Origin of the sequence: Blautia acetica, from assembly GCF_038739805.1 — a bacterium.
Taxonomy (GTDB): Bacteria; Bacillota; Clostridia; order Lachnospirales; family Lachnospiraceae; genus Blautia.
Genome location: NZ_JBBEWO010000004.1, coordinates 59,340 through 80,083, shown reverse-complemented (window position 1 = coordinate 80,083; position 20,744 = coordinate 59,340). Strand labels below are relative to the sequence as shown.

19 protein-coding genes are annotated in these 20,744 nt (G+C 38.3%); 13 read left to right on the top strand and 6 right to left on the bottom strand.

Annotation, left to right across the window (positions count from 1 at the left end; genetic code table 11):
• Positions 1-29 precede the first annotated feature (29 nt).
• The 7 genes from WBS51_RS04165 to WBS51_RS04135 all read left to right on the top strand — a co-directional run bounded on the left by WBS51_RS04165 (position 30) and on the right by WBS51_RS04135 (position 7,031).
• Complete coding sequence (locus WBS51_RS04165) at positions 30-4,013, top strand: VaFE repeat-containing surface-anchored protein (protein ID WP_118064635.1); 3,984 nt, start codon at positions 30-32, stop codon at positions 4,011-4,013.
• A 12-nt stretch (positions 4,014-4,025) separates the two neighbouring features.
• The gene (locus WBS51_RS04160) at positions 4,026-4,436 is read left to right on the top strand and encodes a hypothetical protein (RefSeq protein WP_005340351.1); all 411 of its coding nucleotides are present in this window, start codon (positions 4,026-4,028) and stop codon (positions 4,434-4,436) included.
• A gap of 53 nt (positions 4,437-4,489) precedes the next feature.
• Positions 4,490-4,759: a hypothetical protein gene (locus tag WBS51_RS04155; RefSeq protein WP_005340350.1), complete on the top strand. Its 270-nt coding sequence runs from the start codon at positions 4,490-4,492 to the stop codon at positions 4,757-4,759.
• A gap of 123 nt (positions 4,760-4,882) precedes the next feature.
• Entirely contained in the window at positions 4,883-5,293 is a 411-nt protein-coding gene (locus WBS51_RS04150; RefSeq protein WP_004223692.1) for a zinc-finger-containing protein, read from the top strand.
• Between the two features lie 14 nt (positions 5,294-5,307).
• Positions 5,308-5,877 carry a sigma-70 family RNA polymerase sigma factor gene (locus WBS51_RS04145; RefSeq protein WP_054337558.1) on the top strand — a complete coding sequence of 190 codons (570 nt, stop codon included), beginning with the start codon at positions 5,308-5,310 and terminating at the stop codon, positions 5,875-5,877.
• A 13-nt stretch (positions 5,878-5,890) separates the two neighbouring features.
• Positions 5,891-6,577 (top strand): hypothetical protein, encoded by a 687-nt coding sequence (locus WBS51_RS04140; protein WP_004223695.1) that lies wholly within the window; start codon positions 5,891-5,893, stop codon positions 6,575-6,577.
• A 13-nt stretch (positions 6,578-6,590) separates the two neighbouring features.
• The gene (locus WBS51_RS04135) at positions 6,591-7,031 is read left to right on the top strand and encodes a hypothetical protein (protein WP_025580278.1); all 441 of its coding nucleotides are present in this window, start codon (positions 6,591-6,593) and stop codon (positions 7,029-7,031) included.
• A gap of 277 nt (positions 7,032-7,308) precedes the next feature.
• On the opposite strand, the gene WBS51_RS04130 is transcribed toward WBS51_RS04135, so the two are convergent.
• The 5 genes from WBS51_RS04130 to WBS51_RS04110 form a co-directional block, all read right to left on the bottom strand.
• The gene (locus WBS51_RS04130) at positions 7,309-8,190 is read right to left on the bottom strand and encodes a sensor histidine kinase (RefSeq protein WP_227190351.1); all 882 of its coding nucleotides are present in this window, start codon (positions 8,188-8,190) and stop codon (positions 7,309-7,311) included.
• A gap of 13 nt (positions 8,191-8,203) precedes the next feature.
• Positions 8,204-9,805, bottom strand: a complete 1,602-nt coding sequence (locus tag WBS51_RS04125; RefSeq protein ID WP_117457428.1) for an ATP-binding cassette domain-containing protein — start codon at positions 9,803-9,805, stop codon at positions 8,204-8,206.
• Positions 9,806-9,824: 19 nt separating this feature from the next.
• A complete protein-coding gene (locus tag WBS51_RS04120) occupies positions 9,825-11,075 on the bottom strand; it encodes a radical SAM/SPASM domain-containing protein (protein ID WP_025580532.1) in 1,251 nt (416 codons plus the stop codon).
• A gap of 280 nt (positions 11,076-11,355) precedes the next feature.
• Positions 11,356-12,165, bottom strand: a complete 810-nt coding sequence (locus tag WBS51_RS04115; RefSeq protein ID WP_054337552.1) for an ABC transporter permease subunit — start codon at positions 12,163-12,165, stop codon at positions 11,356-11,358.
• Positions 12,152-13,081: an ABC transporter ATP-binding protein gene (locus WBS51_RS04110; RefSeq protein ID WP_015526838.1), complete on the bottom strand. Its 930-nt coding sequence runs from the start codon at positions 13,079-13,081 to the stop codon at positions 12,152-12,154. The genes WBS51_RS04115 and WBS51_RS04110 overlap by 14 nt, the downstream gene beginning before the upstream one ends.
• Positions 13,082-13,302: 221 nt before the next feature.
• Between WBS51_RS04110 and WBS51_RS04105 the strand changes: the two genes are divergently transcribed.
• Complete coding sequence (locus WBS51_RS04105) at positions 13,303-13,977, top strand: response regulator transcription factor (protein WP_243003948.1); 675 nt, start codon at positions 13,303-13,305, stop codon at positions 13,975-13,977.
• 374 nt (positions 13,978-14,351) lie between these two features.
• On the opposite strand, the gene WBS51_RS04100 is transcribed toward WBS51_RS04105, so the two are convergent.
• Positions 14,352-14,591, bottom strand: a complete 240-nt coding sequence (locus WBS51_RS04100) for a flagellar export protein FliJ (protein ID WP_118064356.1) — start codon at positions 14,589-14,591, stop codon at positions 14,352-14,354.
• Between the two features lie 390 nt (positions 14,592-14,981).
• On the opposite strand from WBS51_RS04100, the gene WBS51_RS04095 reads away from it, so the two are divergent.
• From WBS51_RS04095 to WBS51_RS04075, 5 genes are all read left to right on the top strand, one after another.
• Positions 14,982-15,620 (top strand): single-stranded DNA-binding protein, encoded by a 639-nt coding sequence (locus WBS51_RS04095; RefSeq protein WP_054337550.1) that lies wholly within the window; start codon positions 14,982-14,984, stop codon positions 15,618-15,620.
• A gap of 318 nt (positions 15,621-15,938) precedes the next feature.
• Positions 15,939-16,505, top strand: a complete 567-nt coding sequence (locus tag WBS51_RS04090) for a hypothetical protein (RefSeq protein WP_243000197.1) — start codon at positions 15,939-15,941, stop codon at positions 16,503-16,505.
• Between the two features lie 13 nt (positions 16,506-16,518).
• Positions 16,519-18,336 carry an AAA family ATPase gene (locus WBS51_RS04085; protein ID WP_118064354.1) on the top strand — a complete coding sequence of 606 codons (1,818 nt, stop codon included), beginning with the start codon at positions 16,519-16,521 and terminating at the stop codon, positions 18,334-18,336.
• Positions 18,224-18,601: a helix-turn-helix domain-containing protein gene (locus tag WBS51_RS04080; RefSeq protein ID WP_225084396.1), complete on the top strand. Its 378-nt coding sequence runs from the start codon at positions 18,224-18,226 to the stop codon at positions 18,599-18,601. The genes WBS51_RS04085 and WBS51_RS04080 overlap by 113 nt, the downstream gene beginning before the upstream one ends.
• On the top strand, positions 18,598-20,727 hold the full coding sequence (locus tag WBS51_RS04075; protein WP_118064352.1) for a vWA domain-containing protein: 2,130 nt from the start codon (positions 18,598-18,600) through the stop codon (positions 20,725-20,727). The genes WBS51_RS04080 and WBS51_RS04075 overlap by 4 nt, the downstream gene beginning before the upstream one ends.
• Positions 20,728-20,744: the final 17 nt, after the last annotated feature.

Sequence of the window (20,744 nt, the reverse complement as noted above, 5' to 3'; positions counted from 1 at the left end):
GCTTTTCTTTTTAACAAAGGAGGAGATTTATGTTAAAACCAGCAAAACAACCTCATATCCGGCTAACCGCCCTTTTTCTTTGTGTCACGATGTTTCTTAGCACACTCTTTTTCAATGCCCATACCGCTTATGCTGCAGATGGAACCATTGATTATACGGCAGGAGCCAAAATTCCATACGGGGACTATTATACTTCCCGCATGAGTTTTGATGGTAATAATACGGCTTATTGCGTTGAACCATTAAAGAAAACACCTGCTTCCGGACAATATCCTTATAATCTTTTAGGAAAGGATTCCCCACTTAGAAAAGCACTCTACTATGTCAATGGTGGATACGGCTACGAAAAGCTCATAAAAGATCAATATTTCCAAGGATGGTCCGATGACAACTCTTATGTCATTGGTCATCTGGTCGTTTCCTATATCCACGCTGGAAATAACGGGGACACCGGTGCCTTCCATGGCGCACCTCAAAATTATATTGACAAAGCATTGGAAGTTGCCAACGCCATTGAAGGGCTTCCTGCCCCACCAGAATCCTTCCGTGCTTTTATCGTTCCTGGCGATGCTTCCCAAACTTTTGCAGGAAGCTGGTATCAGGTTCCAAACGGCTTTATCGAACTGCAGAAATCCTCTGCCAATACCGATATTTCCGATAAAAATGGCAATTACTCTTTAGAAGGAGCCAAATACGGAATCTACAAAGGGGAAGAACTGGTAGAAACTCTTGTTACCGATAAAAAAGGATATGCAAAATCCAAAGAACTGGCAGAAGGAAGTTACACCGTTAAAGAAATCAGTGCCCCAGAAGGATTTGCTATAGATACTTCCGCCCATAATGTTACGGTAAAAGCAGAAGGAACATCTACCGTAAAAGTAAAGGATATTCCTCAAAATAATCCCGTAAAACTGCTCCTTAAAAAGCTGGATGCTGACACACAGCAAAATTCTGCACAGGGAACCGGCTCTCTCGCCAATGCCGAATTTACAATAAAATTCTATACAGAGCAGTCAGCTACCGATCCCGGAGCAAATGGTAAGAAACCGGTTCGCACCTGGATATTGAAAACAGATGCCTCTGGAGAAATCCATTTTACAAAAGATTATTTGGTATCCGGGGATGAATTTTTCTATGCCAGTGATGGAAAGACCGTCTGCTTCCCACTGGGTACAGTAACCGTACAGGAAACCAAAGCCCCTGCCGGCTATCTTCCAAACGAATCTGTTTTCGTGCAGCAAATCACCAGTACCGGTACGGAAGAAACTATCTCTATTTATAACGCTTCTTCTGTCGAAGAACAGGTCTTCCGAGGCGGCGTCAAAATTCAGAAGCGGGATCTGGAAACTCAGGGAACACAAGCACAAGGAACCGCATCTCTTGCAGATGCCGAATTTACCATTACCACTCTGAACAAACAGCCAGTATGGGTAGGTGGAAAGCTCTATGAAAATGGTCAGGCAGTGCTTACAATCAAATCGGATACACATGGTATTGCTGCAAGTGCCGCTGATGCCCTGCCCCTTGGACATTACCGGATAGAAGAAACCAAAGCGCCTTCCGGATACCTAACCGATGGTGCAAAGGCTCTTGAATTTGACATCACCCAAAATGGAGAAATCGTAGATTTAACAACAGAAGAGACTTCTGTTTCTAACCAGATTATCCGTGGCGGTGTCAAAATCCAAAAACGGGATCTGGAAACAGGAGAAGCCAAACCACAGGGAAATGCTTCTTTAAAGGATGCAGAATTTACAATCACCAATCTTGGTCCAAATCCTGTTCTTGTGGATGGAACCCTTTACGAAAAAGATCAAGTAGTTCTCACTTTGAAGACAGATGAAAAGGGGCTTGCTTCCACCAAAAAAGATACGCTCCCTTATGGTCATTACCGGGTTGATGAGACAAAAGCACCGGAAGGTTATTTGAACGAGGGCAAACTCTCTCAGGAGTTTCATATCACAGAAAATGGGAAAATTTTGGATTTAACTGCAAAAGAAACAGCGATTTCCAATCAGGTAATCCGTGGCGATTTAGAATTCGTAAAGGTCTCTGACGGAGATTTAAACCGGCTGGCAAATGTCCCATTTTCCATTACCTCCAAAACTACAGGAGAAAGTCATACCATTGTAACAGACAAAAATGGCTATGCCAGTACTTCCTCAGAATGGAATAAGCACACTACAAATACCAATCGTGGGGAAACTTCTGAAGACGGAATCTGGTTTGGCGCTTCTAAACCTGATGATGCCAAAGGAGCCCTGATTTATGATACCTATATTTTGGAAGAACAACGCTGCGATTCCAATGAAGGTATGAACCTCTTAAAAATTGAGGTCTCTGTATACAAAAATCACGTAGTCGTGGATATGGGAACTTTAACGGATGATCAGATTACCATTGGAACTACTGCCCTTGACAAAGACAGCAACTCCCACTTTGCCAAACCAGAAGAAAAAATCACTCTGGTTGATACCGTAGAATACGAAGGCTTAAAGAAGGGACAGTCTTATAAGCTCATCGGTACACTGATGGATCAGGAATCCGGAAAGCCAATTGAAATAGATGGAAAACCTGTCACAGCAGAAACCACCTTCAAACCAAAAAAATCTTCTGGTTCTGCAAAAGTGACCTTTACGTTCAATGCCTCTTCTCTGAAGGGCAAAACAATCGTAGTATTTGAGGAACTGTACCAGGAGGATTTAAAACTGGCTGTTCATGCGGACATTACAGATCAGGATCAGACTATCTATTTCCCAGAAATCGGGACCACTGCAAAAGATAAGGAAACAGATATGAATCTTTCCCAAGCAGATAAAGAAGTTACCCTTGTAGATACGGTAGCTTACAAAAATCTTCTGCCCGGCGAAGAATATGTTATGACTGGAACCCTTATGGATAAAGAAACCGGAAAACCTGTCGAAATAGATAAGAAAGAGGTTACTGCCGAAACCACATTTACTCCTAAAGAATCCTCTGGAACGGTAGATGTGATTTTTTCTTTTGATGGGACCTCCCTTGCCGGAAAAACCGTAGTTGTTTTTGAATCTGCTACTTATGACGGCAAAGAATTTGCAACACACGCAGATCTTGAAGATAATGGGCAGACCATCTACTTCCCAGAAATCGCTACTACTGCAAAAGATAAAGCAGACGGAGATCATTTTACCAAAACCGATAAAGAGATTACCATCGTTGACACGGTTAAATATAGTAACCTAATTCCAGGAAAAGAGTATGCACTTACCGGTATCTTGATGGACAAAGAGACAAAAGAGCCTCTTCAGGCAGATGGTAAACCGATTACTGCCACTACGACCTTTACTCCTGAAGATGCCTCTGGCAGTATTGAACTTACCTTTACATTTGATGGCAGCATCCTGTCCGGCAAAACAATTGTTGTCTTTGAGTCTTTAACGTATCAGGAAAAAGAGATTGCTGTTCACGCCGATATAGAAGACCATGAACAGTCTATCTACTTCCCAGGAATTGGAACTACTGCGAAGGACAAAGCGGATGGGGATCAGGAAGCCGTTGCTACGAAAGAAGTAACCATCATTGACACCGTATCCTACCAAAATCTGATTCCGGATACTCCATACAAACTGGTCGGCACACTGATGGACAAAACAACCCAAAAGGAAGTTATGATTGATGGAAAACCTGTCACGGCAGAAACAGAATTTACACCAAAGGATTCCAATGGTTCTGTCGAAGTCATCTTCACTTTTGATGGAAGCACATTGGCTGGACATGATGTAGTCGTTTTTGAAAAACTTTTTTCCCTTGAAGGAGAAACAGCACTTGAAATTGCTTCCCATGAGGATCTGGACGATAAAGGACAGACGATAAAACTTACGGAAGCTCCAAAAGACACACCTGAACCTTCCAAACCAGTCAAGACCGGAGATGAAACAACCGTTCTTCCTTATCTTTTACTGGCAGGTGCCGCACTCCTCTTTGCTGCAGGATTTGGTATCTTATATATCCGTAAGCGGAAAAAAGATAAGTAACTATCAATAGATATGCTCACAGGCAGCTTATTACGGCTGCCTGCTATAAAGGTGATGAATATGGAACAATCTCGTTGTAATGCCGATGCCAAACACATCCGGCATTTTTTAGATATTTGTGATGGAAATTGGCATTCCTGTATTTATGTTCGCTGTGTTTCCTGTAAAACCCCAGGTTATTGTAATGGCCCACACTTCTTATATCATCCAGATGAAAACGGCAGTCCATGTGTCCTGCCCATGGCAGATGCCCGTATGCTCTTCTCCCGCATACCGGAACCAACGGAATGTCTATCCGCCATAACACTGGAACAATTTCAGTCTTTATATGGACTCTACTTTGCAAAAGAAGCATTGACCGATAAGCCATGTCCTTGTTTTGCTTTACTGCGGCACCAGGAAGCATCTCATTATCACTGGTAAAAGGTTGCACTTTTGGCACTTTCTGCGTACAGGATAAGAAAGGAGGCGATTTTATGTTGAATTTCACTGCTATGATTCAAGGAATCGATACAATATTTACGAACTTTATTTTTATTCCTGCACTTTTAATCCTGTACCTGAAGTTTCGTCCGAGAAAGCCCTGGAACAAACGCACCAGAAATCTGTATCGGCTATGTATAGCTCTGATTTCTGTTTATGTCATCCGGATTTTCTGTGCAGGGTTCATCTTTACACCAGTAAATTACTCACGTTTTGCAGACAGCGGTTTCTTTCCGCTTATCAAGGCACTGTTCTATTCTTAGATTTTCTGCCATTTTGTGCCATTTAGTCCGAATCTGGGAGTAGTTTCTATGCCCATCCTATGGGAATTCATCACCTGCTTTCTTACAATATACGTATAAAACACGTAAGCGAGGTGAATCTTTATGAAACAGAAACAAATCCGCTGCCCATACTGCGGCAGCATCGCAATTTTAAGGGATGCGTCCTATGTATATGGAAATAAAGCGAAAGATGGAAAACTCTATGTGTGCAGTCACTTCCCACAGTGTAATTCTTATGTAGGAGTTCATCCTGGCACTACCAATGCCAAAGGAAAACTGGCAAACAAAGAGCTTCGGCAAAAAAGGATCCAAGCACACCGGGTGTTTGACCAGATATGGCTAAACCACATCTTTACGAAATCGGAGGCTTACCGCTGGATTGCTGATAAATTCTGTCTGACTGCCAAGGAAGCACACATCGGAGAATTTAGCACTTATATGTGTGATCAACTAATTCTGGAATCCATGAAGATTCTGGAGAATAACCATATCCCTCTCAGGGCCATTGGTTGAAAGGGGGGATATGTATGATCATCCCGATGACAGATGATGAACGCCGATTGACAGAGGAGTACTTATATTTGGTACCTGAAATGGTAAAAAAATTGACTACTCGTTGTGCTTATGTCTCATACGATGAGCAGCAAGACCTTCTGCAAGCCGGAAACTTAGCTTTATGCAAAGCCGCCATGAACTATGACAACACCCGTCCCTTTGCAGTTTACGCCAGAGTTGCCATACGAAATGCCATTTACAGTTATTGGAGAAAACTGCAAAAAGAACGAAAATACACCTGTTCCATGTATGCATCTTCCGAATTTGACATGGAACCCCTGCTTGTAGACCAAAAAACCGAACTATGGCAGGAACAATGTATGAACCAGGAACCCATTTATAAGCACCTGCAGTCCTTAGAAGCGAGAAGCTGCAATACACTAAGAAAAGGAATACATGCCCTGCTCCTGCAGCAAAAAGGATATACCAACCAAGAAATTTCCAAACATTATGGTGTCCCAATGAATCATGTCCGGGCATGGCAAAGCAAAGCCCGGAAATACTTACAGCAGGATACCAAATTATATACTCTTTTATCTTGAAGGGAGAACGATTATGCTGACACTTTATACTGCAGTCGGAATCCTACGATTCCAGGATTCCATAAAGGAACATAAAACACCGACTGTTATCAATAACCGGCAGGAATACGGACTGACAGAAGAAGAATTCTTTCTGTGGAGCAGCCTCGCATTTCAAATCCGACAGATCCATGAATTGCAGTCTGCTTTTTCCGAACGCTTGAAAAAACATCACCGTTCGGAAAATATCCCCATTGAACCTTACCTGAATCGGCTGCTGCTTCGAGGACTGGTTGTAAAAGGGGATGGTTTAACTGGTGTGGATGCCCTGTACCGCCTCTTAGGAGAACTTTATATCAGCCCATTGCAGGACAGTTTTTCAGTACGGCTTTTTACCTGCATCTATCTCTGCATGAAGAAAAAACTGCACACAAAGGAACTGATCCATTATCTAAAAAAGCCGGCACGGACTGCTATAGAGGACACGGTACTCCAAATAGCAAAAAAAGTACAGATTTCTACGGCAGAGCTTGTAACCTGTGTAGAACAGGGCATCCATCCACAAAATACAGAGCAACTTTTGACGCAGCTCTATGAAACCTCGGATGCAACATTCCGTACCCTGGCACAGGATATCCAATTCACCCATGCCGGTTATCCTGTACTGGAAGCCATCAGTAATTTGTACCTCAATAAACAGATTGCATTTGAAAAATTATAGGAAGGAGCAAATTATGCCAAAACCATTTCTTAATAAGCTGATTGTCCATGGGGCAATCGGCTTTTTCTGTGTCCTATTTGGATGTATTTACGGATTTATAACAGACGACCAGATATTTCTCCTTATGAGTCTTTGCATCGGTGTTGGAACTGCCATACGAATTGTGAGTCTGCTACATACCATCAAGATGCATGACTATACCGAATTAACTGGAACCTGTACAAAACGTGAAGTCAGCCCACTTACCAAGAAACAGAAAATTATTTTCCGTTCCACTGACCAGAAAGAATATCACTTTACATTCGATAAAAATATCCGCCTTTTATCTGGACATTATTATCGCCTATATTTCCGGAATGTAGCAAACCTTTCGGGTGAAGAAAAGGTTACTCCAGATTTACTTGCGTATGAGGAATTATCCCTAAATGAAGATGTTTCCCCGAAGAACTCTTAGATTTCTTCTCTAAATACAATAGAAGTGGATATGCCACTTTCACATACCCACTTCTATTATGCTTTATAAGTTTTCCTTCTGCCGTCCCAGTGAAATGACAAAAACCACTCCGAACTACCACGTATTCTGTCTCAAGGATGACAGCATAACAGCAATCGCAGGGAATAATAATCTATTGTATTCCAGAAGACTCTTCAAAAAATGGACAGTGCTTTCACTTTCAGGGTTTCAAAATGCAGTAACAATATCTTTTATTTTTCTACTGTGACCAATTTTTTCATATTAAGGGCAACTTTATACTGACAGTGAAAATTCCCGCTTCATAATTCACTTGAATATCACCACTTATTTGTATTACTAGCTTTCTAGTAGCATACAATCCGATACCACTGCTTTTTATCCTTGCTTCATCTTTTGTGTAAAACAAATCAAATATAGATTTTAATTCTTCATCACTAATATAATCAGAAGGATTGCTTATTTGTATATGACAATACTCGGATTCTCCCCACATGTAAAACATTATATCACCAGTACTATACTTTAAAGCATTATCTATTAAATTACATAAAATTCTAATTAATATTTTCTCTTGAGCAAGTATCCAAATGTTTCCATGTGGCAGTCTAATATCTAATTGTTCTGAGGCACGTTTTGAATTTTGAATATATTCCTTTAACAAAGAAGTGACTACCTCTGTAATATTGACTGATTTCATATCAACTTCGCTCTCTATTGCTTCACTCCAAAACAATAAATATAAATCGTCTACTAATTTTTTTAAATAATCCGCCTTTTTTTCAATATGTTCTATATAGCTATTAACAGGTTCATTCACATTTTTTTCTAATCTAATTAACTGCAAGTAACCAATAATAACAGTTAATGGAGTACGTAAATCGTGTGATAAATTTGCTACCATCTTTTTAAAATTTTTATCCTGTTTTTTTAGCTGATGTTCTTTTCGTTCATCTTCTTTAATTCGCTTGTTGATACTAAGTGCAAGGTTCTCAATATCTTTATCAAATACATTGACCGAGTAGATATGCTCATTATGTTCTATCCATTCTATAATTCTTCTAATTTCCCTCTTCAGATGAAAAATGTATAATATGCCTAATAATATAAACACTCCTGTTATTAAAAAGACAACTAGCAAACTTCATATCTCCTTATAATATTAGAATCTCATCACATGTATTCAAGATTGCATTATCATGTGAAACAATAATAATTATTTTATGATTTTTAATTTGATCGATCAACTGTAAAAATTGTTTTTTTCCACTCTCATCCATAGCTGAGGTAGGCTCATCAAAAATCATTACCTGACCGTCTTGCACTACTTGGCGAATAATTGCAATTTTTTGCTTTTCTCCACCGGAAATATTACTTGACTTTTCATTAATTTGCAAATCCCAATTATCTCTTTTCAAAATACTATCACCAAAGCAATCAACGGCTCTCTGTATACATTTTACATCAAGCTTTCGATATAAAGCAATATTATTATATATTGTATCTGCTATTAAAGTCGGCTCCTGTTCTGTTACACTGATTACATGTTCTCTTATATAATCCATATCTAAATTTCTCATTTCTGTATCGTTCCATATTATATTCCCTTGATATTCATCTACATACATACCCATTAAAATTTTAATAAGTGTACTTTTCCCACATCCGTTTTCTCCTTTCAATCCATAAACTTTCCCCTTTTTTAAGTTTGTAGAAAAACTTTTTATGGTTTCTTTCTGGTCATATGCAAAATTCAAATCCTGAATTCTAATTTGTTTGATTTCATTAAGTCTTATACACCCCTTAGACTGCTCCTTAATTTCTAAAATAGATTTTATACGTTCAAAGGATACATAAGCCTCTTGGTATTCTTGACCGTATGCCACTATTTCTTTTCCATATTCCAAAATCATATTAAAATATACTGAAATCATATAGAAATATCCTATTTGCATATCTCCAGTAAGTATCTTTTTTCCTCCAATCCAAAGTAAAATGCATACAGATATTGCCCCTACAATCCCTTCAAGATTTGCAAATGCCTGGATAGTCGCTTGTTGTTTAAATATAGATCGATATAATTTTTGATATGATGCTACTAACCTATTTGAAAAAAATGAATCCATACTATGTATTTTTATAAACTCTATTTTTTCTAATTGTTCCTGCAGTCTGGAGAAGAAATTGGATTTCTCCTCTTTCATTCCATAACTGCAATTATAAATACGCTTTTTGAAGCCAATATATATAAAAAAATAAAGTGCTAATAAAAACATTGTAACTATAAAAGCAATCGAATCCATTTTCCAAATCATAAATAAGATTATACCCGCTGAAAAAACTGAAAATATCAATTCAGTCAAGGAGCTGATGAAAAAAATAAGTACATCATTCGCATCATTGTTTATCCTTTGAGATAAGTACGATAAATCAGTTCTGCCAATTACGAGTGGCGAAACTTTTTTTAAATGATTTACAATTTCGAAATTTAATGAAAATGCTGCATTAGTCTGTATCCTTATATAAAGTATTTTATTGACATAGCAGACAATTTCCTTACCAACATACAATAACAGTAATAAAAATATGAATTTTAACATTGCTGAATATGTTGTTTCCACATTAAACATATTAATAAATTGTCCCATAGCAGCCGGTATAAATGTATTTAACCCGCACAGTATAATACCCAACAAAAAATATATCCCATATTCTATTTTATATTGAAAAACATATTTACTGCAAAATTTTATCATTCCAATTCTCCCTGCTATTTCATTGAGCCATTTCTTTCATCAGCTCCAACATCTCTTCTGCATTCCATTTTACTGAAGAACAAATCTTATTTTTATAAGCAGCACACCCACCATAACATACTGGAAAAAATGAACAATCTTTACATTCTTGATCCTTTACGACATCATAGGAAAGCCATTCTACAAATTTATTTGTAAGTTTGATTCCTTTTTCCAAATTACCGATACTTCGTTCACTATATCCAATATCATTCCAACATTTATACAACGCTCCATCTGGACCTATCACAAATGAATTTAAGCTAATTGCTCCACATACACCATAATTGCTCGGCTTAACACCTTGGTACATAAAGCCTCTCTTAATCCCTTCTTTATAAAACGCAATCTCTTCTTTTGCGTACTGTGGTCGTTCCATACATATATGATTATTACATACTCCATTAATATCATCTACTGGTGCTAAATAATAACCAACTCTACCTTTTAAACCATATCTTTCTAGCCAATCAAATATTTCTGTTGCTTCGTTTATATTTGTCTTGTCAACATTAATTCTTATCGAAATATTCAAAATATCCGCACATTCTCTTATATTGTCCAATATATGTTCGAAGGTAGGCTGATGATTATGGAGAATCCTTCTACTATCATGGGCTTGTTTTGAACCATCTAAAGTAACTTGAATATAGTGGATGTCCATGTCTTTTAATTTTTCAGCTACTCTTCTAGTCAATTTATAACCATTTGTGACCATATCCGCATTATATTTGCAACCAAGTGGCAAAACAGACTTTATCTTTTTGGTTAATTTTTCAATAGTTTCAATTGCCAATAATGGCTCCCCTCCATACCAAGATACCGTTAATTCATGTATATGCTGATATTTTTCTTTGAGCTGCGATGTTAATTGATCCTGAACAGTCTCAGACATAGTAATATATTCTCTCCCTTTTTCATAGCAATAGGGACAACAAAAATTACATGCCATAGTTGGGGCAATAGTTAATGTAAGATTTGAATCCGCAAACCTTTCTATTTTATTTCTTATAAGCAATTCTGCAAATTCATCTTTATCATCTTCAACTAGCATACCACCCTCTAATAATGCTGACTCTAAATCAGGCTTTGAACATTTTTTCCCTTCTTTCATTTCATAATATGATTTTTCATAATCAGTATCTAATTCCAGTATTGCAGATGTGACCGTATTGTAAATCAAACAACTTTTATCTTCTTTTTTCTCTATATTGTATCTTGATAATTTCATTATTATATCCTCTTTTCTTAATCTCTTGTTTTCACAGTGTTCTTTGCAATAATGAAAATGTGCCCAGCATATTGCTGAGCACATTTTCCTTTACTGACTACAAATATCTTTAGTAACGAATTACACATGTAGCCTTTTTAGATCCACAACCTTTATCATTGTAAACCCAGCAGATTCTTGTACTTTTGTCCTCTGATGCTTTGTTAATCCACTTCATTGCAATATCCTCCTGTAAAATATTTATTTATTTCAAAGTAGTAAGAGCTACTTGAAACACAAATTAAAGTTCTTGACGTTTCAATGCAAAATGCATTAAAACTATCCCCACCAGGCACGCACCCATACCATACATAATAGTTCCAACAACAATCCCATTTGTCATCCGATATCCACAAATATTATACATATAAGTGGTCGGGTTCATAACACAAAATGCTTTAAGAAGCACTGATTGATTTTGAAAATTCTCATATACCATAGGATAAGTAATCGCACCTGCAAAGAAATATACACATGATAAAGCTGCCACAATTCCTGTATTCTTTACTAAAACCGTAATCAAAACCGCCACAGCTTCCATTCCAATCATAGCTATCATATTTAAGGTAACCATTCCGATAAAAATCAAAAATTCCTCACCTTTATAATGAAAACCATACTTCCATGCTAATCCTAAGCCTAATGCAGTTTCCACAATATAATAGAGAATAAAAAAGTGAACATTTATCACCAGTAATTTACTTAAAAATAATTTGGTTCGATTTATCCCATATACGACAGAAGCTCTTATTGTTCCTTGATGAAATTCTGCAGATACCATTGTCGTAATATAGACAATTAATCCAATCCAAGAAAAAAAATTAATTGATAATGCAAATCTTGCGATTTCTGCAGCTTTTACATTATTCATGTCGTCTATGTAGCAAATCCAACCAATGCTATCTATATTTCTATAATCACCAAAAGTCATAAACAATGTATCATTTCCCACAACGAACGGTATAAAAAAAATAAATGCCATAAATACTAAAACCCACTTCGAGGCTCGCGAATATTTCATTTTATAGTACTCTGCTTTAAGCTGTCTCATTCGATTTCACCTCCGATAATAGATTTGTGTAATACTCTTCTAAGTCTTCTCCTTCATATCCTATTTTTTCTACACCAACTCCTCCATATACTAATTCTTTTGTTATATCAGAAATATTTTTATTATAACCAAATACCTTAATCACATTTCTTAAATAAACTTTTATTTGACTTTCTGGATACCTCTCATCTAAAATACAACTAGCCTTTTCCACATTGTCTACTTCGATATGAACATGACGACGACATTTCTCATCTAATTCTTTATCTGTAATCTGTTGTAACATTTTTCCATGATGTATAAATCCATATACAGTTGCAAGTTGATGTAACTCTGGCAAAATATGACTGGATATAAGTATCGTTGTACCATCTTCTTCATTCATATTCTTTAAGACTTCTCGCACATATTTAATTTTGGTTGGATCTAAGCCATTTATTGGTTCATCTAAAATTAGCAACTGTGGGCGACCAAGCAATGCAATTGCAATTCCTAATCGCTGTTTCATCCCTAAAGAAAAAGCCTTCACTCTTTTATTTCCAGCGTCCTTTAAATCCATTATTTCCAGAACTTCATCAATACTACTTTTTCCTGGAATTCCTCGTTGAGTACGCTGGATTTCCAAATTTTGGCGTGCTGTCATGTCCATATACAAAGCTGGATTTTCAATTAAACATCCTATCTTATTTCTTTCATCTTCAAGATTTTTTTTACCAAATAAACTTATCTCACCTGAAGTCGGCTTTGTTAGTCCTGTAATAACTTTCATCAGGCTACTTTTTCCTGCACCATTTTCTCCAACCAGTCCATATATCTCGCCCGCTTTTATCGTAAGATTTACCTGATTAAGTACCATATTTTTTCCGTATGCTTTACAAATATCTTTTGCTTCCAATATTTTTTCGGGTTCTTTCATTCTAATCACTTCCCTCGTTTCTTAAATCCTATAATGATAATGATAATGTCTAATTCTAACATTTCTCTTAAATCAGTTCTTAAATTTCCATAAAATTATAAATTTATCTTTATATTTTCCCACTCGCCTATGAAACCTTCAAATTATTTAAAACAGTAACTTGTATGAAATTACAAATCATGTTAGTATTTTTACCATACCTATTACCAAAGGAGTTTATTATGATTGATATATTATTAGTAGAAGATGATAAAGAAATTTGCTTTATTCTTACAGAATTATTAAAAAGAAACCATTACAATGTTTCAGCATATCACAATGGGATAGAAGCAATTGAAGCTCTTTCCTCTAAAAAATATGATTTAATGTTATTAGATTTGATGCTTCCCGATTTGCCTGGTGAAAAAATACTATTTCACCTAAAAAAACACAACAATTCTATTCCAGTTATTGTTATATCTGCCAAAAATCAGCCTGAGATTCGTATAAACCTTCTCCGATCCGGTGCAGATGATTATATAACTAAACCTTTTTATCATGAAGAAGTTCTCGCACGAATAGAAAGTGTTTTGCGCCGTTGCAGCGAAAGTCCCCAAACGGAATATTCCTTTAAAGATATTCGCATAAATGTGGATGATCACAAAGTACTTGTAAATAACACAGAGCTTACTCTGACTACTACCGAATATAACCTCTTACAGCTACTAATCAAACATCCAAAACAGACTTTTACAAAGGAATCTTTATATCAACTTATTTGGGGAAAAGATTATATTTCAGATGATAATACTCTCAATGTCCATATAAGCAACCTAAGAAAAAAACTAGAGCATATAGGAAACCAAGCCCCTTATATCGATACTGTATGGGGAATAGGTTATAAATTACACCATTAGAATAAATTCACGCAAAAAATACCATTACAAAGATTAATCTGTAACGGTATTTTTTACCCTATTCACTTTTTTCATACTTTCAAACAACTAGGTATACCCTCAACAATTTTTTCAGGCACAAACACTTCATTAACTATCACATACGTCCAAGCACCATCTGAGTTATCCGTAGTTTTAGACACTACAATGGCTTAACTTCCACGCAGTATATATTAAATCTACGAATTACAAATGCAAAGACACAACTTCGAACCACTACATATTCCTTTCCAAGGTAACGGTGATTGTGGTCTATGAAAATCATTTGTATTTCAGCTGACCATAAAAAACACCGTTGCAGATTCACTCCCCCACAACGGCATCTTTCATTTTTTTTATTCGATTTTATCTTCTCCTGTTGCCTTTATAAATCTCATAACCTCATCAATGGTTTTCCCAGATGCTACCAAAGCCTTAAACAGATCATCTTTCTGCTTCTCTTCTATCTCTTTTTGAATCTCTTTTGCTTTATGACGCAGTTCCTTTAAATCGGACTCTTTTGTACGAATCTCCTGTTCCACATACTCCAGTTGCTCTTCCAAACATGTGTTTTCCAGTTTTTTTCGTCTTGCCATAATGCATCCTCCTAATAATTTTTCCTCATTCTACCACATTTTATCTACTCTGAAAAGGTAGTAGTGTTTTATGAAAATTTTATATCTATTTGGGATTATCCTCATAAAATACTACACTTCCAAGCATTTTGACACAAAAATTATTATTTCGAATCGCAAAATACTATATATGGTATTTTATCATTGACCTTCGCTATATCTTGTGTTACTATGATATTGTATTTAAGTTTTGTGTTATCCCTTTATAGGGTGTCTGGATACTATCTCCAGTACACATGCAGTTTAAGTTGGAAAATCGTGTCATTATAATGCCGTTTTATACGGTGCTATAATGGCACTTTTTTTATTTATCACTATTTTATCGCCCAAAGGGCAGAAAGGAGAATTTTTATGTCATCTATTATCATTGTAACAGGAAGGGTAACTGCCGATCCGGTTATGCAACAAGCAAAGAACTCCGGAACTGAATACATCAGTCTGGGGCTTGCTACCAACCAGAGAGGTCAAAACGGAAAGGAAGAACCCATCTTCTATCAGTGTTACTGCAACAAGTTTCTTGCAGATCGACTGATAAAAGCCGGTGTCAAAAAATCAACGTGTCTCATGGTCTACGGAGATTTAGAACTCCATCCGTATATTCACCAGAAAGGCAATAATGCAGGTCAAGCAGCTATCACGCCGCAAATTATGGTAAAGGACTGGCAGTTCTTACCTGCGAATCGTAATGATACCAATGCAGCAACACCTGTACCGGGGAATCCAATGGTCGGAAATCCGAATGTTCCACCAGTACCAGCAAACGGTGCTACTTATAATGGAAACCCGGGAATGAATCCTTCCGGTACCGTGCCTACTGGCGCAATGCCAGTCAATAACAATATGATGCCACAGGCCGCACAACAGATGTCTTATGCTCCGGCAGGGGGATCGGCTTATGCACCACAGGGATTTACGGCTGGCAATGTATCTGGTGATGGATTTACCAATATTCCGGAAAATACACCACCACAGCAGCTTCCATTCCCGTAAATTATCAAAGATCCCTAAAATGAAGGAATTGCGACTTTCCAGTATCTACTGGTCTGCTGCAATTCCTTTTTCTATTGAAACAAACATGGAGGAAATGAAGTGAATACACAAAAGAAATTTCTTAAAGTTCTAAGTATGCTCACAATAATTTTGTTAATTGCAACTATATTCATACCAGGAAATGGAAATCGTAATGCAGTCGCAAGTATCGGAATCCTTGGCATCCTGCTGCTATTTCTTTCCACACTTCTTCCTAAAATCTATAAACTGACTCTAAACCTACTCAAGAACCAGGGCAAAACAAGCCCTTGGTCTTCTTTGAAATCATCTGAGCCAGTTTCCGAAACAGAAGAATTGCTTTGGAGACAAATCAGCTATCAGATTACCGACAAACTACAGGCTGCATTTCCAAATGCAACATGGGAATTCCAGAAGCCGCCATCCATGAAGCAGCTTCTTTGCGGAAATCCCATACGTCTGAGAACCTTTCATACGGAGGACTACAACTTTGCGGAAGCACGTATGAACCAATACGGATATCTGGAACTTCAAATGCTGACCATTGCCAGCCTCAAAAAGACTGTCACAGTTACCGATGAGGACGATGTTCCTTTTGCTGATCCGGAATCCTGGTATTCCTTAATTGGCAAGAAAAAACTGGAGAACCTTATCGGACAGCTCCATGCGAAAGGACACCATAAACTCTATATTAATGAAAACGGGCAAATTTACATCCAAAATGGTGATACAGCGGAAATCAAGGATTGTTTTGATTATTTCCCGCCACGAAACTATTGGGATATTCTCATTTCCATCTTCCAAAAAGATGAATTGACCGCAAAAGAAAAGGACCAGGCACTAGAATTATCCTGGATAAAAGAATAAAGGAGGAAATACTATGCCAAATACAAACTTTGTCCCTAACTGGACTTTTGAAAGAACGCTACCATCTCCATTTGACAGCTATTCCGGGAAAAGTGCAGTGATGAAAGACATCGCTTCCAAATACTGTAATCAGCCTAAAAAACGGGCTACTCTCCATTCTGCTACTTTGCAGGCAGTTTTTTCTTATATGAATTTGGAAAATCCACCTGCTGGAAAAGCAGAGGAAGAACTCGGAGCCATTGGAAGCCAGGCAAACAATTTTACAATCGCAGAATATCCAAGCCGTACCGGGTTGCTGCATGTAGTGGTCTACAACCGTATGACTGGGAAATTTATAGCCGGAAAGTATGAAAAACCTTTGGATCTGGACAGTAAACCAGAGCCATATCAGTTTAAAAAAGATGAAGATTCCGGAAGTGCTCTTTATTTTGCTTTAATGCCTACTTTCCTTTCAGATGACGAATTCAATGAAAAATATCAGGAATTAAAGCAACACCGTGATGACGGTTTTCCTGACCTGCCCAAAGCTGCAGAAACGGCTGCGGTTCTTTGTGATAACGTGTACCGCAGGATCCGTTATGGTGATTCCCTTCCTATCGGGAACATCAAAGTTGACACTCCTGCAAATGGCGTGCTCCAAAGACTTACACCACTGAATATCCAAAAAGGTGTTTATGCACCAACGGAAATTATCCAGGGTACCTTTCAGGTATTAAAAGGTGGACATCACTATACTGCTTCCGCCGTTTCAATTCCCAAAGAAGATTTTGTCGATAAATACATCCTGTCCAATTCTCGGACATTAACTCCCCAAGAAGAATCAACCGTTCCTATTCTCGAAGATTGGTATGTAATCCCAAAAGAAATCCAAAGAATATGCGAACATGCCAAATTAACAACTGACAGCAAGCAGCCTATGAGGAATTTTATGCTCCGTGGGCCTGCTGGAACGGGAAAGACCGAAGGTGCCAAAGCCATTGCTGCAGGACTTCACCTGCCTTACCGATGCATCACCTGCTCGGCAAATACAGAAATTTTTGACCTTCTTGGACAGATTTTACCTGATGTAGATGAAAAACAGCTTTCTTTGGTAGGGGAACTGCCCTCTTTTCAAGACATTACCCTCGATCCGGCTACTGCCTATGAAAAATTAACGGGTACTTATGATGAAAAGGTATCAGAAAATACAGTTTATGAAGAATTGATCCATCATATATCTGAGGAAATGAAGCAGAAACAAGCTGCTACCTCCAGCAGCCAACAGTTCCGCTATGTGGATACACCACTGGTTGAAGCCATCCGAAACGGCTATCTGGTAGAAATACAGGAGCCTACGGTGATTGCCAATCCTGGTGTACTGGTAGGACTTAATTCCCTATTGGACCGTTGTAACAGCGTATTTCTGCCAAACGGGGAAGTCATCCATCGGCATCCGGATACTACCATTGTAGTCACAACTAATCATGACTATGCCGGCTGTCGTCCCATGAACCAGTCTGTCATTTCAAGGATGAATATGGTCATAGATATGGATGAACCGGATGAAGAGACCATGGTAGAGCGTGTTCTTGCTATTACCGGATGTTCCGATAAAAAATCAGTACGTACCATGACACAGATTGTACGTTCCATCGCACAGTATTGTCAGGATAACCTGATAACAGATGGCTGCTGTGGAGTCCGGGAATTAATTGCCTGGGTTCAGTCTTTTATGGTATGTGGCGATATACAGGAAGCTGCTCATTATACCATTTTATCTTCCGTCACTGCCGATTCTGAAAGCCGTATCGAAATTGAAGGTTCTTGCTTGGATACAGTTCTTGCATCATAACACACTATTGAGGAACACCTTTTATACCGAAGCCGAACTACGCAAAACTCTGGCAGAAAATCTCGTTTATTTAAGAAAATCCAAGCAGACGAAACTCTCTCAGAAAGCCGTAGCAAGACTTCTGCATCTACCGGAAAAAACAATTATGAACTATGAAAATGGGCATACGCTTCCATCTGCTTACGCCGTCTTTCGGTTAGCCCAGTATTACGGCTGTACAATGGAAGATCTCCTAACCCAAAATATGAAAAAGAAAGAAAGGTGAAAAAATTGAATAACACTCAAAAAGCTTTAAAAAGAATGATCCGGGATACGGAGTCAAAAATCACTGATGAAGAACTCTTTCTTTCATCGGCTTTCCAAAAATACCAAACATCTCTGGCGAAAGCGGCTACTGGCCGTTCTCGCTATGGACTTCAGGTGCTTATGGAATGGGACAGTTCTGAAAATGCAGACATCGCTTATACAGATAATTATAGAATTCACTGTAACGCCGCAAACTCGATAACCCAAAGCTTTCCTTCCCGATTTCTGCGGTCACAAAGCCTGACTGGTCTAACTGGACATGAAATCGGACATCTGCGTTACTCTGATTTTGCATCACTACAGCTTTATCTGACCAATATGGAAAATGGTTCCTTCTATCCAGAAGCACCAGACAATCTGCCTTCTGGATACAAGGCAAATCTGCAGGACATCTTAGATGCCATGGAAGAAAAAGATAACGCAACGTGTCTGACGCTATCCCGCTGTGCTGCACAGTTTAATAATATACTGGAGGACATCTACATTGAAGCCCGGATGTGTGAAGAATATCCCGGAACTTTTAAGCAGGGAATACAGATCAATAATCTGCGGATGTCTGAATTGATTCCTTCTATACAGGAACAAATTGACTGTGGCTATCAGCCGTTTTCCATTATGAGCAATTTAATTTTGTCTTATTGCCGGACTGGTAATATAAATAACCGCACGAATTATTCTGGAGAATACACAGACACCCTTTCAGACTGCATGGATTATATTGACGATGCTTTAATTGCCACACAGGGGAAAGAACGCTTACGTGCTTCCAACTATCTTTTAGTACTTTGCTGGAACTATATTCAGCCTATGGTAGAGTTAACCAGAGAGTCTTTAAAAAAGCAGGATAGTACCCAAGTTGGCGATGCTCTGGAGGATCTGCTGCGGAAAGAATCAGGTAGCGGATCTCCTCTTCCAACTGGTAAAAACGGAGGAATCCCTAAAAACATTCCAGGTCCTACAGTAAAATCAAAAACTCCTATAACCTGTGACTTATCTGGTCTTGATCCAAATTACAGGCAAGATGCAATCAACCAGGCAGAAAAGGTACTGCAGGAAGAAGGAGGAAGAATTGAACTTGCTAAAACTACAGCAGTATTAGATGGAAATAATCCAGGAATCACATACGCATCACAGTATGCCGGTTCCGGTTATGAAAATGCAGCGAATGATCTTGCACGCATCCTAAATGATGTTGCTACGGAAAAAGCCCAAAATGATTATGAACAGGAATTAACAGAAGACTTGCAAAAATCGGCGGATGAAATACATTACGGAAATGCCCATGCAGGCATCCATGTAACAATCCACCGCATCAATCCAGTTTCCGACTTTTTTATCAAATCTTATCAAACAGTTGTTTCCCCTCTTTTGCGGACCTCCAAAAGGCTGCAAAGTTCCATTCTTCCTTTATTAAAAGAAGAGGCAGAAGGCGGGAAACAAAAAAACCTGTTATTTGGTAAAAGGCTGGATATGCGGGCTTTACACCGAAAGGACGGCGGTATCTTTACCAGAACCAGGCTTCCGGATGAAGAACAAAAACTTTCCGTGGGACTTTTGGTTGATGAAAGTGGTTCTATGGGCTGGGGAGATCGTATTACCCATGCCCGGAAAACTGCAATCGTGCTGTATGATTTCTGTATGAGCCTGGGAATTCCTATTACCATTTATGGGCATTCTACAGATTCTAAGGGGGTTGCTTTGTATTCCTATGCTGAATTTGATTCTCTGGATGACTCTGACCGTTACCGGCTGATGGATATGTCTGCCCGTAATGGCAACCGGGATGGAGCTGCACTTCGTTATGTTGCGGAACACCTGGCAAAGCGTCCGGAATCACAAAAACTCCTCATCATAATCTCTGACGGACAGCCCGCAGATTGTGGGTACAGTGGTACGGAAGCAGAAGCAGATCTTCGTGGTATCAAGAATGAATATCGTAAACGTGGCATTGTGATCTTTGCTGCAGCAATTGGTGATGACAAAGAAAACATCCGCAGAATCTATCAGGATGGTTTTTTAGATATTACCAAATTAGAAGATTTGCCTAAAAATATGACACAGCTTGTAAAACAATATTTGAAATAGAAAGAAGGAAAACATAC

Bases quoted from the DNA above. Each gene is read 5' to 3' on its own strand.
- WBS51_RS04155 (WP_005340350.1), top strand. From the start codon at position 4,490: ATGTTGAATTTCACTGCTATGATTCAAGGAATCGATACAATATTTACG.
- WBS51_RS04135 (WP_025580278.1), top strand. From the start codon at position 6,591: ATGCCAAAACCATTTCTTAATAAGCTGATTGTCCATGGGGCAATCGGC.
- WBS51_RS04165 (WP_118064635.1), top strand. From the start codon at position 30: ATGTTAAAACCAGCAAAACAACCTCATATCCGGCTAACCGCCCTTTTT.
- WBS51_RS04095 (WP_054337550.1), top strand. From the start codon at position 14,982: ATGTCATCTATTATCATTGTAACAGGAAGGGTAACTGCCGATCCGGTT.
- WBS51_RS04145 (WP_054337558.1), top strand. From the start codon at position 5,308: ATGATCATCCCGATGACAGATGATGAACGCCGATTGACAGAGGAGTAC.
- WBS51_RS04120 (WP_025580532.1), bottom strand. From the start codon at position 11,075: ATGAAATTATCAAGATACAATATAGAGAAAAAAGAAGATAAAAGTTGT.
- WBS51_RS04110 (WP_015526838.1), bottom strand. From the start codon at position 13,081: ATGAAAGAACCCGAAAAAATATTGGAAGCAAAAGATATTTGTAAAGCA.
- WBS51_RS04150 (WP_004223692.1), top strand. From the start codon at position 4,883: ATGAAACAGAAACAAATCCGCTGCCCATACTGCGGCAGCATCGCAATT.
- WBS51_RS04125 (WP_117457428.1), bottom strand. From the start codon at position 9,805: ATGATAAAATTTTGCAGTAAATATGTTTTTCAATATAAAATAGAATAT.
- WBS51_RS04160 (WP_005340351.1), top strand. From the start codon at position 4,026: ATGCTCACAGGCAGCTTATTACGGCTGCCTGCTATAAAGGTGATGAAT.
- WBS51_RS04115 (WP_054337552.1), bottom strand. From the start codon at position 12,165: ATGAGACAGCTTAAAGCAGAGTACTATAAAATGAAATATTCGCGAGCC.
- WBS51_RS04105 (WP_243003948.1), top strand. From the start codon at position 13,303: ATGATTGATATATTATTAGTAGAAGATGATAAAGAAATTTGCTTTATT.
- WBS51_RS04085 (WP_118064354.1), top strand. From the start codon at position 16,519: ATGCCAAATACAAACTTTGTCCCTAACTGGACTTTTGAAAGAACGCTA.
- WBS51_RS04100 (WP_118064356.1), bottom strand. From the start codon at position 14,591: ATGGCAAGACGAAAAAAACTGGAAAACACATGTTTGGAAGAGCAACTG.
- WBS51_RS04140 (WP_004223695.1), top strand. From the start codon at position 5,891: ATGCTGACACTTTATACTGCAGTCGGAATCCTACGATTCCAGGATTCC.